Below are 15,812 nucleotides of genomic sequence, written 5' to 3' on the forward strand. Positions count from 1 at the left end.
TGCCCGCAAGCGGTGGTTGCCCCGCCGTCTCCGATAGCTGGGACAATAGAGGCATATGAGCGAAGTTGCCTCCCCCGAACGCATGGCCGCGCCGACCGCCCCCAAGGTCGGCTTCGTGAGCCTTGGCTGCCCCAAGGCCCTGACCGATTCCGAACTGATCCTGACCCAGCTGAGTGCCGAGGGTTATCAAACTGCCAAGACTTTCGAAGGCGCCGATCTGGTGATCGTCAACACCTGCGGCTTCATCGACGACGCCGTGAAGGAGAGCCTCGACACGATCGGCGAGGCGCTGGCCGAGAACGGCCGCGTGATCGTCACCGGTTGCCTTGGCGCCAAGACCGGCGACCAGGGCGGCAACCTGGTGCGCCAGATGCACCCGAGCGTGCTGGCCGTGACCGGTCCGCACGCCACGCAGGAGGTGATGGATGCGGTGCATGCCAATCTGCCGAAGCCGCACGATCCTTTCATCGACCTCGTGCCGAATACCTTCGGGGTCGCCGGCCTCAAGCTGACGCCGCGGCACTATGCGTACCTGAAGATCAGCGAGGGCTGCAACCATCGCTGCACCTTCTGCATCATTCCATCGATGCGCGGCGACCTCGTGTCGCGGCCTGTGGGCGATGTGCTGAGCGAGGCCAAGGCCTTGTTCGAAGGTGGCGTGAAAGAACTGCTGGTGATCAGCCAGGACACCTCGGCCTATGGGGTCGACGTGAAGTACCGCACCGGTTTCTGGGACGGCAAGCCCGTGAAGACGCGCATGCTCGAACTGGTGCGCACGCTTGGTGAAATCGCCGAGCCGTACGGCGCCTGGGTTCGACTGCACTACGTGTACCCGTACCCCAGCGTCGACGAGATCGTTCCGCTGATGGCGAGCGGCCAGGTGCTGCCGTACCTCGACGTGCCCTTGCAGCACAGCCATCCTGATGTGCTCAAGCGCATGAAGCGCCCGGCCAGCGGCGAGAAGAACCTGGAGCGACTGGCGCGTTGGCGCGAGGTGTGCCCCGAGCTCGTCATCCGCAGTACCTTCATCGCGGGCTTTCCTGGCGAGACGGAGCAGGAGTTCGAGCACCTGCTCGATTTCATCCGCGAAGCCGAGATCGACCGCGCCGGCTGCTTTGCCTACAGCCCCGTCGAAGGCGCCACCGCCAATGACATCCCCGGCATGCTGCCGGAGGCCGAGCGCGAGGCGCGCCGTGCGCGCTTCATGGAGGTGGCCGAGGCCGTGTCGATCGCCAAGCTGCAAAGGCGCATCGGCTCGACGATGCAGGTGCTGGTCGATTCGGCGCCCGCCCTGGGTCGCAAGGGCGGGGTGGGGCGTACGTACGCAGATGCGCCGGAGATCGACGGCACGGTCCGTCTGCTGCCGCCCGAGAAGATCAGCAAGACGCTGAAGGTGGGTGAGTTCACCCGCGCGCGCATCGTGGGTGCAGAGGGCCACGACCTGATCGCACTGCCCGTTTGATGCGGATCCGATCGACCATGAAAAAAGCCACCGGAGACCGGTGGCTTGTTTCGGATGACCTGGCGGGGGTCAATTTGGATCTGGTGCCCAGAAGAGGACTCGAACCTCCACGATGTTACTCGCTAGTACCTGAAACTAGTGCGTCTACCAATTCCGCCATCTGGGCTGACTCTGCTTTTCAGCAAAGACTGCAAGTATACACAATTTGTCGCGGCTGCCCAAAAAAAACGGGGCGCGCGCAAAAAAACTGGCGCTGGTCCGGCTCTTGCCTGTCCGGTTGCGCCGACCGTTCGATGCGGATTCGATCGGCAATGAAAAAAGCCACCGGAGACCGGTGGCTTGAATCGAATGACCTGGTAAGGGTCTGTTTAAACTTGGTGCCCAGAAGAGGACTCGAACCTCCACGATGTTACTCGCTAGTACCTGAAACTAGTGCGTCTACCAATTCCGCCATCTGGGCCCACGTAGTTGCAGAAGCAACTACGTTTTGAATTTCAGGAAAGAAGGAGATCATATCAAAAATAATGTCACTTCCAGCGGCCTGCTGGATGAAATCGAAGGAACTGTTCAAGGACATCGCGACGGGCACGGCTTCGTGCAGCGCGACGATGGCGAAGCGGACATCTATCTGCCCCCGAACGAAATGCGCGCGGTGCTGCACAAGGACCGCGTCAAGGCGCGCATCGTGCGCCAGGACCGCCGCGGACGTCCCGAAGGGCGCGTGGTGGAGATCGTCGAGCGCCCTGAGCAGCCCATCATTGGCCGCCTGTTGCACGAAGGCGGCATCTGGCTCGTCGCACCGGAAGACAAGCGCTACGGCCAGGACGTCCTGATTCCCAAGGGAGCGACCGGTCCCGCGAAGGTGGGGCAGGTCGTTGTCGTGCAGCTCACCGAACCGCCGGCCCTTTTCGGCCAGCCCGTGGGCCGCGTGAAGGAGGTGCTGGGCGAGATCGACGACCCCGGCATGGAGATCGAGATTGCCGTGCGCAAGTACGGCGTGCCGCATGAATTTTCCGCGGAGTGCCTGGCCGCAGCCAAGGCACTGCCCGAGAAGGTCCGCCCGGCCGACAAGAAAGGCCGCGTCGACCTCACCGACGTCCCGCTCGTCACCATCGACGGTGAAGACGCGCGTGACTTCGACGACGCCGTCTATTGCGAGCCCGCGAAGGTGGGTCGCGGCAAGGGCTGGCGCCTGCTGGTTGCCATTGCCGATGTCAGCGCCTATGTGCAGACCGGCTCGCCCATCGACATCGACGCCTACGACCGCGCCACCAGCGTCTACTTCCCGCGCCGGGTGATCCCGATGCTGCCCGAGAAGCTGTCGAACGGCCTGTGCTCGCTCAATCCCGAAGTCGAGCGCCTGTGCATGGTGTGCGACATGCTGGTCGATGCCGACGGCGAAATCTACGCCTACCAGTTCTATCCGGCAGTGATGTTCAGCCACGCGCGCTTCACGTACACCGAGGTGGCTGCGATCCTTAGCAACACCCGCGGCCCCGAGGCTGCGAAGCGCAAGGAACGCGTCAAGGACCTGCTGAACCTCGCCGACGTCTACAAGGCGCTGCTCAAGCAGCGCGGCAAGCGCGGCGCCGTCGACTTCGAGACCACCGAGACCCAGATCATCTGCGACGACGCCGGCCGCATCGAGAAGATCGTGCCGCGCACGCGCAACGAGGCGCACCGCCTGATCGAGGAGGCGATGCTCGCCGCCAACGTCTGCAGCGCCGACTTCATCGCCCAGGGCAAGCACCCTGGCCTGTACCGCGTGCACGAAGGCCCGACGCCCGAGAAGAAGGAAATCCTTCGCGGCTACCTGAAGGCGATGGGCGTGGGCCTGAGCATCACCGATGAGCCGAGGCCGGGCGAGTTCCAGGCGATCGCCGAGGCCACCAAGGACCGTCCCGACGCGCAGCAGATCCACACCATGCTGCTGCGCTCGATGCAGCAGGCGATCTACACGCCGATCAACAGCGGCCACTTCGGCCTGGCCTACGAGGCCTACACGCACTTCACCAGTCCGATCCGGCGTTATCCCGACCTGCTGGTGCACCGCGTGATCAAGGCGATCCTCGGCAACACGCGCTACCAGCTGCCGATGCTGCCGACCCCTGGCGAGGCACACGCCAAGCTGGCCAAGCGCCTCGCGTCTCGCGTGAAGGCGCCGACGGCCAAGCCTCAGAAGGCCACCGTCGCGCCCAGCAAGGAAGTTTTGGCATGGGAGGCCGCGGGCCTGCACTGCAGCGCCAACGAGCGCCGTGCCGACGAGGCCAGCCGCGACGTCGAGGCATGGCTCAAGTGCAAGTACATGCGCGAGCACCTCGGCGAGGAGTACGGCGGGGTGGTTACTGCGGCCACCACCTTCGGCATCTTCGTCACGCTCGACGCGATGTACGTCGAGGGCCTGGTGCACATCACCGAGCTCGGCGGCGAGTACTTCAAGTTCGACGAGATGCGCCAGGAGTTGCGCGGCGAGCGCACCGGCATCCGCTACGCCATCGGCACGCGGGTGCGGGTGCAGGTGAGCCGCGTCGACCTGGACGGCCGCAAGATCGACTTCCGCCTCGTTCGCGAAGGCGAGGAGCTGACGACGCGGGCGATGAAGGACAAGGGTGCGGCATCATCGGGTGTGCCCGTGAAGGCCTCGGCCAAGCGCAGCACGCGCAACAAGGCGGAAGCCGGCAATGCCGAGCCCCGCGGCGAGCGGCCGACTTCGGCCACGGCCGGTGCGCAGTCGGCGATGCAGGCCTTCAAGTCGGCGGTGAAGAAAGCCGCCAGCAAGATGAAGGGCAAGGGGCGCAAGCCGCGCCGCTGACCGGCCTCGCATCGCCATGATCTAAACGAACGAACCATCGACAACCGAGAAGAAAGAGACAGACAGCATGAGCGCTGAAGACAACAAGGGCCGTATCGCCATCGTCACGGGTGCCGGCTCCGGCATCGGCCGTGCAGCCGCGCTGGCGCTGCTGGCCGACGGCTGGAGCGTGGCGCTCGCAGGCCGTCGCCTGGAGCCGCTGGAGCAGGTGGCGGAAGAATCGGGCGCCGGCGCGCGCGCCTTCGCGGTGCCCACCGACGTGTCGAACGCAGCCTCGGTGCAGGCCTTGTTCGCCGCGACGGTCGAGCGCTTCGGCCGCGTCGACCTGCTGTTCAACAACGCCGGCGTGGGCAACCCGCCGGGACCGTTCGAGGACTGGACACCCGAGCAGTGGCAGGGCGTGGTCGACATCAACCTGACCGGCATGTTCTTCTGCATCCAGCAGGCCTTCCGCACGATGAAGGCTCAGACGCCGATGGGCGGCCGCATCATCAACAACGGCTCGATTTCGGCCACGGCGCCGCGCCCGAACTCGGCCGCGTACACCGCGACCAAGCACGCGGTCGAAGGACTGACCAAGACCGCGTCGCTCGACGGCCGCAAGTACGACATCGCGGTGGGCCAGATCGACGTGGGCAACGCCATGACCGAGCTGGCCGCGCGCATGGCCAAGGGCGTGCCGCAGGCCAACGGAGAGCTCGCGATCGAACCGCTGATCGACGTCAAGATCGTCGGCCAGTCGGTGCTCTACATGGCGAACCTGCCGCTGGAAGCCAACGTGCTGTTCCACACCGTCATGGCGACGAAGATGCCCTTCGTCGGTCGCGGCTAGGGTCTTTCAGTCGGATGCGCGGCGGGCCAGCGCGCCGGCAGTGAGCGGGGCCGCATCGGCCGGCCAGGTGTCGGCGATGTGGCCGTGCTGCCAGACGGATTCGCGTGCCGCTTCGAACGCTGGGCGGCCCGCCGCCAGCGCTGCGCCGATCATTCCGGCCAGCACGTCGCCGGTGCCCGCGGTTGCGAGCCGGGCGTTGCCGGTCAGGTTGATGACGGGCGTCGTTTGGCCGGCGCCGGCGATGACGGTGCCTGATCCCTTGAGCACGGCAACGACGCCGAAGCGCGCCGCGAGTTCTCGCGCCGCGGCCATCCGGTCGCCCTGGACTTCCCCGACCGATCTGCCCAGCAGGCGCGCCGCTTCCAGCGGATGCGGCGTGATCACCGTTGGCGATCCAATTTTTCCGCGCGATGCCAGCTGGGCTTGCAGTGTGTTGTCGGTTGCGATGGCATTGAGCGCATCTGCATCGAGCACCAGCGCGGCCGCCGTCGAGAGCACACGTGGCAGAAGTTCGCGCACGGCTTCTGCTCCGCCGCAGCCGCAGACGGCCGTCATGTTCGAGAGATCGAGCGTTCGTGCGTCGCGCAGCATCAGTTCGGGCTGCGCGGTATCGACGGGCGCTGCGCTCGGATCGAGCAGCCCGACGAACACGCGGCCGGCGCCCCCATGCAGAGCCGCCGAGCCAGCCAGCAAAGCCGCGCCTGCCATGCCGGAGGCGCCTCCGATCACCGCGACGTCGCCATAGCTGCCCTTGTGCGAGGCATGCTCGCGAAGCTGCGCATCGGGCGCTCCGGCGATGCGCGCCACGGGGCGGTCCCTGAATGCGCCGCAACCCAGATCGTCGAACCAGACCGTGCCCGCCGCGTCGCGGCCTTGCGCCGTGAACAGGCCGGGCTTGAGCGTGAGGAAGGTGATGCAGCTGCGGGCGGCTGCCCGTGCGTGACCGGCGCCCCGAGGCAGCGTGCCGGTATCCGCATTCAGCCCGGAGGGCACATCGACGCACAGCACGGGTTGGCCGCTGGCGTGCATCTGCTCGAGCCAATCGGCCATCGTGCCGTCGGGCGGACGCGCCGAGCCGATGCCGAGCAATGCGTCGATCGCGAGTTCAAAGGCCGAAGGCGGCGTCGTGGCAAAGGTGACGCCTGCATCGCGAGCCCGCTGCAGCGATGCCTTGGCGTCCGGCGGCAGCCTGCCTTCATCGCCGAGGAAGGTGACGACCGGGAAGAAGCCCCGGTGCCGCAACTGCGCAGCAGCTTCGAAGCCGTCGCCGCCGTTGTTGCCTGGTCCGCAAGCCACCCAGATCGTGCGCGCATGCGGCGCGATCGCCATCGCGAGCCGCGCCACCGCGAGGCCCGCGCGCTGCATCAGCGTGTGGGCGGGCAGGGCGGCCGACGCTGCCTGCTCGATGCGGCGAGTTGCAGCGATGTCGAACAGATCGGCAGCAGTGGCGGAGGTGATGCGTTGCATCGACGCATTGTGCCGCCGGCCTGCCAGCGGCTTGCCTGCCTATGATCCGGGGATGAATTTCAAGGGCGCCGGTTGGCTGCTTGTTCTGCTCGTCGCGGCGCTGGTGTCGTTCCTCGCCGCGACGCTGGCGTGGATCGCCGGATTCGCGTGGGTTCTCGGCCTGCTGTGCATTGTGTGGGGCATCTTCCTGCTGGCCGAGTTCAGGCGATGGATTCCGCTGCGGGACGTGGCCTGGGCCGCCAATGTCGGTTTCGGCATCAGCGTGGTCCGCTGGTTCGACCTGCCGGCCGAAGCGACTTCCGGGCTGGAGCGCCTGGCACTCCTGGGGGCTGCCGGCTTGTGCCTGGTCTTCTTCGGGTTGGTCTGCCCCGGATTGCTGGGCTGGATGGCCGGCAGGTTCCGGCCTCCTCCGGAGCCGGAGCTTCCCGTCGAAAAGCCGGCAAGCCCGGAGGCGTTGCGCCGATGGGGTCCTAGAGACTGAGCCGTTCGACCCCGAGTCCTTCGAGGTCGATGCCCGGCTCGCGCCCTGCGATCAGGTCGCCCAGCACGCGCGCGCTGCCGCACGAGAGTGCCCAGCCGCTCGATCCGTGCCCGAGGTTGAGCCAGACGCCGGGAATGCCGCTGGCACCCAGCACCGGCGGACCGTCGGGCAGCATCGGCCGGGCGCCTTTCCACTGCTGGATGCCCGACTGCAGCGTCGCGGCACCCGGAAACCAGTCGTGCAGCACCTTGTAGAGCGTCTGCACCGCGGCGGGATTCATCGTCTCCAGCGAGCCGCCGATCTCCGCGCTGCCGGCCACGCGCACCCGCTGGCCCAGCCGGGAGATGGCGACCTTGAAGCGCTCGTCCATCACCGCGCTGCGCGGCGCATTGAGCGGCTCGCGGATCGGCGCGCTGACCGAATGGCCGTAGACCGGCGCCATCGGAATCCGCAGGCCCAGGGGCCGCAGCAGCGCGGCCGATTCCAGTCCGGCGCAGACCACCACGGCGTCGTAGCGGACCGGGTCCGAGCCGCTGGCGAGCGAGAGAGAGGTGGGCGCTGCGCGGCTCAGCGGCGCGATGTCGCAGTTGAAATGGAACTGGGCGCCGAAGGATTCGGCCTCCCACTTGAGCAGCAGTGCGAACTGGCGGCAGTTGGCCACCTCGTCCTCGGGCAGGTGGATGGCGCCTGCCAGCGGGGTATCAGGGTTCAGGGCGGGTTCGATCAGCCGGGCCTCGTCGGCGTCGACTTCCTTGAAGACGCTGCCGGCCGCGCGCAGCACGTCGAGCCCGGGCTGCACCAGCTTCTTCTCGCGCTTGGAGCGCAGCAGCACCAGGTAGCCGTCGCTGCGCTCGTAGCTGAGTTCGCGCGCCTCGGTCACCTCGTGCAGCCGGTTGCGGCTGTAGAAGGCAAGACGCTGCATGCGGGCGCGGTTGGCGAGGTAGGTGTCGAGCTTGCAGGCCTTCTGCCAGCGGGAGAGCCAGCCGAGGTCGCGCGAGCCCAGGGGCCAGCGCAGCTTGATGGCGCCGTGCGAAGAGAGCAGGGAGCGCAGCACCTTGCCGCGCATGCCGGGACCGGCCCACGGCGTGACGTATCCGGGAGCGACCACGCCGGCATTGGCGAAGCTGGCTTCCTCGGCGGCGGCGCCTCGGCGCTCGAACACGGTCACTTCATGGCCGTCGGAAACCAGTTCCCAGGCGGTGGTGACGCCGATGATGCCGGCGCCCACGATCGCGATTTTCATTGAATGTTCAGGATGAGAGAGATGGCCGGCGCCAGCGGAGCGGACGCCGTCGGCCGCTATTCTTGCAGTGCGCGTTCGGTCTGGAGCGCCACCGCAAGGACGGCGTCGTCGTGCAGCGCGGCATGCCACAGCATCAGGCCCACCGGCAATTCACCGGGGACGTGGCAGGGCAGCGAGATGGCGCACCCGTCGAGCATGTTGATGACCGACGGGTTGCGCAGCAGCAGCGCATTGACGCGGAAGAATTCTTCGTCGCGCTCGGCGCCCGGCGCCACGCTGGCGATGGGCGGCGCGGTGATCGGCACGGTCGGCGACAGCACGGCGTCGAACGGTGCGAGCGCGGCTTCGACGCGGCCGATCCAGTCGCGTCGGGCGTTGATCAGGTCGATGTACTCGTGCGCCTTCATCGTCGCGCCGCGCAGGATGCGCTGGGCCACGCGCGGGTCGTAGCCGGCGCCGCTGCGTTCCAGCAGCAGGCGATGCCAGGCGTAGGCCTCGGCAGCCGAGAAGCCGCCGGTGGCATTGATGGCGCCGAGTTCGGCGAGCTCGGGCAGTTCGATCTCCACGATGCGGGCGCCGGCGGCACGCAGAGCCTTCAGCGAGCGCTCGAAGGCGGTGGCGACGGCGGGCTCGACGCCATCGAAGAACAGGTTCTTCACCACGGCCAGCCTGTAGGCGGAGAGCGGGGCGTTGCCGGCGGTCACGCGCCGGGCGGCGAGGATCTCGTGCGCGGTGATGGCATCGCGCACCGATCGGGTCATGGCGCAGGCGGTGTCCAGGGTGGTCGACAGCGGCAGGGCGCCGGCGGTGGGCGTCAGCCGGGCCGTGTTCTTGAAGCCGACGATGCCGTTGAGCGCCGCGGGAATGCGGATCGAGCCGCCGGTGTCGGAGCCCAGCCCGATGAAGGCGGCCCCGCTCGCCACCGAGATCGCCGCCCCGGACGAGGAGCCGCCCGGAATGCGCGGCACCGCGGCGTCGCTGACGTTGGCCGGCGTTCCATGGTGTGGATTGACGCCGACGCCAGAGAAGGCGAATTCCGTCATGTTGGTCCGGCCCGTCAGCACGCCACCGGCGGCGCGCAGCCGAGCAACGGCAGGAGCATCGGCCTTTGCGGCCGGGGCGTGGGCGAGGACGGCGGAGCCGGCAGGGGTGGCCTGGCCCTCGACGTCGAAAAGGTCTTTTGCCGTGAAGGCGAGCCCGGCCAGGCGGCTCGCCGGGTCGCAGGCCTGGGCCGAACCCGGGGCCTCGTCGAACATCGTCCGGGTGAAGGCGTGGGCGCAGGCGGCGGACCTGGAGATGTCGAGCGCGCGCTCCATTTCGGTGCGGGCGTCGGTGCCACCTGCCAGAAGGTCGAGACGGGTGGCGTGGAGGTCGTTCATGGGAGCTGCAGGGTGCCGCCGGGGCGGTTCAGGTTCAGGGGAGGGGCGACGCCCGTGCTATACTCTTTGGGTTTCGCTGGCCGGGCAACGGCTTTCATTGCTCCCAGCCAGACACATCCGCAAACCGGCCCAATCAAGGTGTTGTGACTCGATTCGAAGAGCGCAAAACGGGCTGGATTTTAGACCCAACCTTTGGAGTAATTTCAATGTCCACGACCATGCGCGAAATGCTGGAGGCAGGTGTCCATTTCGGTCACCAAACCCGCTTCTGGAACCCCAAGATGGCCCCGTACATCTTCGGCCATCGCAACAAGATCCACATCATCAACCTGGAAAAGTCGCTCCCGATGTTCCAGGAGGCGATGAAGTACGCCAAGCAGCTCACCGCCAACCGCGGCACCATCCTGATGGTCGGTACCAAGCGCCAGGCCCGTGACATCGTGGCGACCGAAGCCCGCCGTGCCGGCGTGCCGTACGTCGACACCCGCTGGCTGGGTGGCATGCTGACCAACTTCAAGACGGTCAAGACCTCGATCAAGCGCCTGAAGGACATGAAGGCCCAGCAGGAAGCCGGCCTCGACAACCTGAGCAAGAAAGAGCAGCTCACGTTCACGCGTGAAATCGAGAAGCTCGAGAAGGACATCGGCGGCATCCAGGACATGAGCGCCCTGCCTGACGCCATCTTCGTGATCGACGTGGGCTTCCACAAGATCGCCGTGGCTGAAGCCAAGAAGCTGGGCATCCCGCTGATCGGCGTGGTGGACTCCAACCACTCGCCCGAAGGCATCGACTACGTGATCCCCGGCAACGACGACTCGTCGAAGGCTGTCACGCTGTACGCCCGCGGTATCGCCGACGCGATCATCGAAGGCCGCAACAGCGCCACCGGCGACGTGGTGAAGGCCATCGTCGAAGGCAATGACGAATTCGTCGAAGTCGAAGAGGGTGCCTCGGCCTGATTGGCGCGCCCGCGAGCCTGAAGAAGGGGCTTTGGTGCCCCTTTTTTTTAACCTGATTTTTGAATTCACGGAGATACAAAATGGCTGCAATCACCGCAAGCATGGTCGGCGAACTGCGCGCGAAGACCGACGCGCCGATGATGGAGTGCAAGAAGGCCCTGACCGAGGCCGACGGCAACATGGAAAAGGCAGAAGAGCTGCTGCGCATCAAGCTCGGCAACAAGGCTGGCAAGGCGTCGAGCCGCATCACCGCCGAAGGCGTGGTGGCCGCATACGCTGCCAGTGACGCCGGCGCGATGATCGAAGTCAACTGCGAAACCGACTTCGTCTCGAAGAACGACAGCTTCCTGGCCCTGGTCAACGCCGCCGCCAAGCTCATCGCCGAGAAGAATCCCGCCGACATCGCTGCACTGGGTGCACTGCCCTACGAGCAGGACGGCTTCGGCCCCACGCTCGAGGACGTGCGCAAGGGCCTGATCGGCAAGATCGGCGAGAACATGACCTTCCGCCGCTTCAAGCGCTTCGCCGGCAACGGCAAGCTGGCTTCGTACCTGCACGGCACGCGCATCGGCGTGATGGTCGAGTTCGAAGGTGACGACACTGCCGCCAAGGACGTCGCGATGCACATCGCCGCCATGAAGCCCGTGTCGATCGCTGCTTCGGACGTGCCTGCCGAGCTGATCGAGAAGGAACGCGCCATTGCTGCCGGCAAGGCGGAAGAAGACCGCAAGGCCGCCGAAGCAGAAGGCAAGAAGCCCCAGCCGGCCGACATCGTCGCCAAGCGCATCGAAGGCGGCGTGCAGAAGTTCCTGAAGGAAGTCTCGCTGCACAACCAGCCTTTCGTGAAGAACGACAAGCAGACCGTCGAGCAGATGCTCAAGGCCGCCAACACCACGATCAAGGGCTTCACCCTGTACGTGGTCGGCGAAGGCATTGAGAAGAAAGTTGACGACTTCGCTGCAGAGGTCGCCGCTCAAGTCGCCGCAGCCAAGGCTGCCGCCTAAGCCTTTATGGCTCCAGCGACGGTGCGTTCGCGCGCACCGTCGTTTTTTCATCGTCACGTTTTACACTCGTCCCGCCCAACCAAAGGAAATTGCCCATGTCTGATGCCCGTCCAGCCCACAAGCGAATCTTGTTGAAGCTGTCGGGAGAGGCGTTGATGGGTGACGATGCCTTCGGCATCAACCGCGCGACCATCGTGCGCATGGTGCAGGAGGTGGCCGAGGTCGTGAACATGGGCGTCCAGGTGGCGGTCGTGATCGGCGGCGGCAACATCTTCCGCGGCGTCGCAGGCGGTTCGGTCGGCATGGACCGAGCCACGGCCGACTACATGGGCATGCTGGCCACGGTCATGAATTCGCTGGCCCTGGCCGACGCGATGGACAAGCAGGGCCTCGTGGCCCGCGTGATGTCCGCGATCGCGATCGAGCAGGTGGTCGAGCCCTATGTGCGCCCCAAGGCGCTGCAGTACCTCGAAGAGGGCAAGGTCGTCGTGTTCGCGGCCGGTACGGGCAACCCGTTCTTCACCACCGACACGGCCGCTGCGCTGCGTGGTGCCGAGATCGGCGCCGAGCTGGTGCTCAAGGCGACCAAGGTCGATGGCGTCTACACCGCCGACCCCAAGACCAACCCCGACGCAACCCGCTACGCCACGTTGACCTTCGACGAGGCGATTGCGCAGAACCTCGGCATCATGGACGCCACGGCCTTTGCGCTGTGCCGCGACCAGAAGCTGCCGATCAAGGTGTTCTCGATCTTCAAGAATGGCGCGCTCAAGCGCGTTGTCATGGGCGAGGACGAAGGCACGCTGGTGCATGCCTAGGAGTATTTGAGATGACCATTGCAGACATCCGCAGTGCGACCGACGCGAAGATGAACCAGTCGATCGCCGCATTCCAGAACAACCTCACCAAGATCCGTACGGGCCGTGCCAATTCGGCGCTGCTCGACTCGATCCACGTGGAGTACTACGGCTCCCAGGTGCCCCTGAGCCAGGTTGCCAACGTGTCGGTGCTCGATTCGCGCACCCTCAGCGTGCAGCCGTGGGAAAAGGGCATGGGCGCCAAGATCGAGAAGGCCATTCGCGAAAGCGACCTGGGCCTCAACCCTGCCTCGATGGGCGACCTGATCCGCGTGCCGCTGCCCGCCATGAGCGAAGAGCGCCGCAAGGAAATGACCAAGCTGGTCCGCAACGAAGGCGAGAGCGCCAAGATCGCCACGCGCAACCTGCGCCGCGATGCGAACGAGGCGGTCAAGAAGCTGGTCAAGGAAAAGCTGGCCTCCGAGGACGAGCAGAAGCGCGCCGAAGCCGAGATCCAGAAGGTCACCGACCGCCATATCGCGGAAATCGACCGCCTGGTCGCGGCCAAGGAAGCGGAGATCATGGCCGTTTGAGGCCTGCCATGGCCTCGTCGGCGCCGCGCATTCCCCACCACGTTGCCATCGTCATGGACGGCAACGGCCGCTGGGCGACGCGGCGCTTTCTTCCCCGTATCGCAGGGCACAAGCAGGGCGTCGAATCGCTGCGCCGCTGCGTCAAGGCCTGCGCCGAGCGCGGCGTGGGTGTGCTCACCGTGTTCGCGTTTTCTTCCGAGAACTGGAATCGTCCTGTCGAGGAGGTTTCCGGGCTCATGGAACTGATGGTCGGCGCGCTCGCCCGCGAGGTGCCCAAGCTCAGCGCCGACGGCGTGCAGCTGCATTTCGTCGGCGAACGCGCGGGCCTGTCGCCCAAGATGGTGAACGGCCTGCTCGAGGCCGAAGCCGCCACGGCGCACAACACGCGGCTCGTGCTCAACGTCTGCTTCAACTACGGCGGCCGGTGGGACATCGCGCAGGCTGCCGCCAAGCTCGCTGCGAAGGGCGAGCCGATCACGGAACTCAGCCTCGATCGCGCCATGGCGCTGGCCCATGTGCCTGATCCTGACCTGTTCATCCGCACCGGCGGAGAGCAGCGTCTTTCCAATTTCCTGCTCTGGCAGAGCGCCTACGCCGAGCTCTTCTTCAGCGACAAGCTGTGGCCCGAATTCGACGAGGCCGCGCTCGACGAGGCCATCGCGGCCTTCCAGGGGCGCGAACGGCGCTTCGGCCAGACCTCGGCGCAAGTCTCTTCCACCGCCGAGGCCTGACGGCCCGGCAGCCTCCGCATGCTCAAGCAACGAATCATCACGGCGATCGTGCTTCTCGCGATCCTGCTGCCGGCGCTGTTCTATCCAAGTTACATCCCCTTCGGCTGCGTCATGCTGGTGCTGATCGGCGCCGGCGCCTGGGAATGGGGCCGCCTGAACGGCTACGGCCAGGGCGTGTCGCTTTTCCTGGGTGCCGAAACCATCGCGCTGTGCGCGTTGTCCTGGTGGCTCGGGTTGCTGGCGCAGCCGCTGATCCTGATGTGGACCCTGGCCAGCGCGGCCTGGGTGCTGGGCGGCGCAGCCTTGCTTCGAGTCGCCGTGCCCGGTTGGCCGCGCATTCCGCGAGGGCTGCGCCTGGTCGGCGGCCTGCTGGCGTTGTGGGTTGCCTGGCTTGCCGCGGTGCAGGCGCGCATGATCGGCATCAACTTCCTGCTGTCGATCCTCGTGCTGGTGTGGGTGGCCGACGTGTTCGCCTATTTCGCCGGCCGCGCCTTCGGCCTCAAGTTCACCCGCAGCAAGCTCGCTCCGGCCATCAGCCCCGGCAAGAGCTGGGAGGGCGTCTGGGGCGGCATGATCGGCGTGGTGGTGCTGGCCTTCGCCTGGGTCTGGGCCGACAAGGCAGCCGGCGCCACGGTGGCCAGCCTGTACACACGTCTCGCCGATCGCGGCTGGTGGCTGCTGCTGCTGGCTGCGCTGTTCCTCGCGGCCATGAGCGTCGTGGGCGACCTCGTCGAATCTCTCATCAAGCGCAGCGCCGGCGCCAAGGACAGCAGCCGGCTGCTGCCCGGCCATGGCGGCGTCCTCGACCGCGTGGATGCCCTCTTGCCGGCGTTGCCCATTGCCATGATGCTGGCTTCCCTGTGAATTCATCCAGAAGACAACGCGTTACGGTGCTCGGATCGACCGGTTCGGTCGGTGTGAGCACGCTCGACGTCATTTCGCGCCACCCCGAGCAATTCGAGGTTTTCGCGCTTTCCGCGGCCACCAGGGTCGACGAGCTGTTGGCGCAATGCGCGCAGTTCTCCCCGAAATTCGCGGTGATGGCCAGTGCGCCGCACGCCGCGCTGCTGGCCGAGAAGCTGAAGCAGAACGGCCTGAAGACGGTCGTGCTGATGGGCGACGATGCTCTTGAAACGATAGCGTCGCACGACGAAACCGATGCCGTGATGGCGGCCATCGTCGGCGCTGCCGGCCTGGGGCCGTGCCTGGCCGCGGCGCGCGCCGGCAAGCGGCTGCTGCTGGCCAACAAGGAGGCGCTCGTCGTCGGCGGCGAGCTCTTCATGCGTACTGTGCGCGAGGGCGGGGCGACGCTGCTGCCCATCGACAGTGAGCATTCGGCCATCTTCCAGTCGCTGCCCGAGGACCCATCCACGTGGGCGCGGCGCATCGACAAGATCATCCTGACCGCCTCGGGCGGCCCGTTCCGTACCCGCGCGCCCGAGACCCTCCGGATGGTGACGCCCGAGCAGGCTTGCGCGCATCCGAACTGGGTGATGGGCCGCAAGATCTCGGTCGATTCGGCCACCATGATGAACAAGGCGCTCGAGGTGATCGAGGCGCGCCATCTGTTCGGCGTGTCGCCTGAGCAGATCGAGGTGGTCATCCATCCGCAGAGCGTGGTGCACTCGATGGTCCAGTTCACCGACGCCTCCGTCATCGCCCAGCTCGGCACGCCCGACATGCGTGTGCCGATCGCGGTAGGTCTGGCCTGGCCCGAGCGCGTCGAAAGCGGCGCCGCGCGGCTCGACTTCCGCCAGATGGGCTCGCTTACCTTCGAGTCGCCCGATTCGGCGCTCTTTCCGGGGCTGGGCCTGGCCTGGCACGCCTTGCGAGCCGCGCCGGGCACAACGGCGGTGCTCAACGCTGCCAACGAGGTCGCGGTCGAGGCCTTCCTTGACCGCCGTTTGCGGTTCGATTGCATACATGCAGTCAACATGGAAACTTTGGAAAGAGTGGCTCCCTCCAAGCCGGCATCGCTGGCCGACCTGCTGGCGATCGACGCCAGCGCCCGGGCGGCAGCCAATGCCGCGGCCCTGCGATTCGCTGCCTGAA

At 66.5% G+C, this 15,812-nt stretch carries 14 protein-coding genes and 2 tRNA genes; 11 read left to right on the forward strand and 5 right to left on the reverse strand.

All coding sequences use genetic code 11. The features are described 5' to 3' along the window. Nucleotides 1-55 precede the first annotated feature (55 nt). Nucleotides 56-1,462: a 30S ribosomal protein S12 methylthiotransferase RimO gene (gene rimO / locus G369_RS0102600; protein ID WP_019652415.1), complete on the forward strand. Its 1,407-nt coding sequence runs from the start codon at nt 56-58 to the stop codon at nt 1,460-1,462. An 81-nt stretch (nt 1,463-1,543) separates the two neighbouring features. Here rimO and G369_RS0102605 read toward each other — a convergent pair. Together G369_RS0102605 and G369_RS0102610 are read right to left on the reverse strand one after the other, a co-directional pair. Next, nucleotides 1,544-1,628: transfer RNA gene (locus G369_RS0102605), tRNA-Leu, on the reverse strand. 209 nt (nt 1,629-1,837) lie between these two features. Beyond that, a tRNA-Leu gene (locus G369_RS0102610) sits at nt 1,838-1,922 on the reverse strand. Between the two features lie 81 nt (nt 1,923-2,003). Between G369_RS0102610 and rnr the strand changes: the two genes are divergently transcribed. Next, nucleotides 2,004-4,274 (forward strand): ribonuclease R, encoded by a 2,271-nt coding sequence (rnr, locus tag G369_RS0102615; RefSeq protein WP_244164284.1) that lies wholly within the window; start codon nt 2,004-2,006, stop codon nt 4,272-4,274. Nucleotides 4,275-4,341: 67 nt separating this feature from the next. Next, nucleotides 4,342-5,106, forward strand: a complete 765-nt coding sequence (locus G369_RS0102620) for an SDR family oxidoreductase (RefSeq protein WP_019652417.1) — start codon at nt 4,342-4,344, stop codon at nt 5,104-5,106. 6 nt (nt 5,107-5,112) lie between these two features. Here the strand turns inward: G369_RS0102620 and G369_RS0102625 are convergent, their stop codons facing one another. Continuing rightward, the gene (locus tag G369_RS0102625; RefSeq protein ID WP_019652418.1) at nt 5,113-6,573 is read right to left on the reverse strand and encodes a bifunctional ADP-dependent NAD(P)H-hydrate dehydratase/NAD(P)H-hydrate epimerase; all 1,461 of its coding nucleotides are present in this window, start codon (nt 6,571-6,573) and stop codon (nt 5,113-5,115) included. Between the two features lie 52 nt (nt 6,574-6,625). Here G369_RS0102625 and G369_RS0102630 point away from each other — a divergent pair, with 52 nt between their 5' ends. Further along, nucleotides 6,626-7,054 carry a hypothetical protein gene (locus G369_RS0102630; protein ID WP_019652419.1) on the forward strand — a complete coding sequence of 143 codons (429 nt, stop codon included), beginning with the start codon at nt 6,626-6,628 and terminating at the stop codon, nt 7,052-7,054. Here the strand turns inward: G369_RS0102630 and G369_RS0102635 are convergent. Together G369_RS0102635 and G369_RS0102640 are read right to left on the reverse strand one after the other, a co-directional pair. Then, complete coding sequence (locus G369_RS0102635; protein WP_019652420.1) at nt 7,044-8,297, reverse strand: D-amino acid dehydrogenase; 1,254 nt, start codon at nt 8,295-8,297, stop codon at nt 7,044-7,046. The two genes, G369_RS0102630 and G369_RS0102635, sit on opposite strands and share 11 nt — an antisense overlap. 56 nt (nt 8,298-8,353) lie before the next feature. Further along, complete coding sequence (locus tag G369_RS0102640) at nt 8,354-9,676, reverse strand: amidase (protein ID WP_020722931.1); 1,323 nt, start codon at nt 9,674-9,676, stop codon at nt 8,354-8,356. A gap of 206 nt (nt 9,677-9,882) precedes the next feature. Here G369_RS0102640 and rpsB point away from each other — a divergent pair, with 206 nt between their 5' ends. The 7 genes from rpsB to ispC all read left to right on the forward strand — a co-directional run bounded on the left by rpsB (nt 9,883) and on the right by ispC (nt 15,811). Further along, nucleotides 9,883-10,635: a 30S ribosomal protein S2 gene (gene rpsB, locus G369_RS0102645; RefSeq protein ID WP_019652422.1), complete on the forward strand. Its 753-nt coding sequence runs from the start codon at nt 9,883-9,885 to the stop codon at nt 10,633-10,635. Nucleotides 10,636-10,715: 80 nt separating this feature from the next. Beyond that, nucleotides 10,716-11,639: a translation elongation factor Ts gene (gene tsf / locus G369_RS0102650; RefSeq protein WP_019652423.1), complete on the forward strand. Its 924-nt coding sequence runs from the start codon at nt 10,716-10,718 to the stop codon at nt 11,637-11,639. Nucleotides 11,640-11,734: 95 nt separating this feature from the next. Further along, nucleotides 11,735-12,457, forward strand: coding sequence for a UMP kinase (gene pyrH / locus G369_RS0102655; protein ID WP_019652424.1), 723 nt, complete (start codon nt 11,735-11,737; stop codon nt 12,455-12,457). Nucleotides 12,458-12,468: 11 nt separating this feature from the next. Next, nucleotides 12,469-13,029 (forward strand): ribosome recycling factor, encoded by a 561-nt coding sequence (frr, locus tag G369_RS0102660; RefSeq protein ID WP_019652425.1) that lies wholly within the window; start codon nt 12,469-12,471, stop codon nt 13,027-13,029. A gap of 8 nt (nt 13,030-13,037) precedes the next feature. After that, on the forward strand, nt 13,038-13,760 hold the full coding sequence (uppS, locus tag G369_RS0102665) for a polyprenyl diphosphate synthase (protein ID WP_019652426.1): 723 nt from the start codon (nt 13,038-13,040) through the stop codon (nt 13,758-13,760). 18 nt (nt 13,761-13,778) lie between these two features. Continuing rightward, a complete protein-coding gene (locus tag G369_RS0102670) occupies nt 13,779-14,624 on the forward strand; it encodes a phosphatidate cytidylyltransferase (RefSeq protein ID WP_019652427.1) in 846 nt (281 codons plus the stop codon). Next, nucleotides 14,621-15,811: a 1-deoxy-D-xylulose-5-phosphate reductoisomerase gene (gene ispC / locus G369_RS0102675; protein ID WP_019652428.1), complete on the forward strand. Its 1,191-nt coding sequence runs from the start codon at nt 14,621-14,623 to the stop codon at nt 15,809-15,811. The genes G369_RS0102670 and ispC overlap by 4 nt, the downstream gene beginning before the upstream one ends. The last annotated feature ends 1 nt before the right edge of the window (nt 15,812 follow it).

It is taken from the genome of Variovorax atrisoli 110B, from assembly GCF_000382045.1.
Classification (GTDB): Bacteria; Pseudomonadota; Gammaproteobacteria; order Burkholderiales; family Burkholderiaceae_C; genus Variovorax; species Variovorax atrisoli.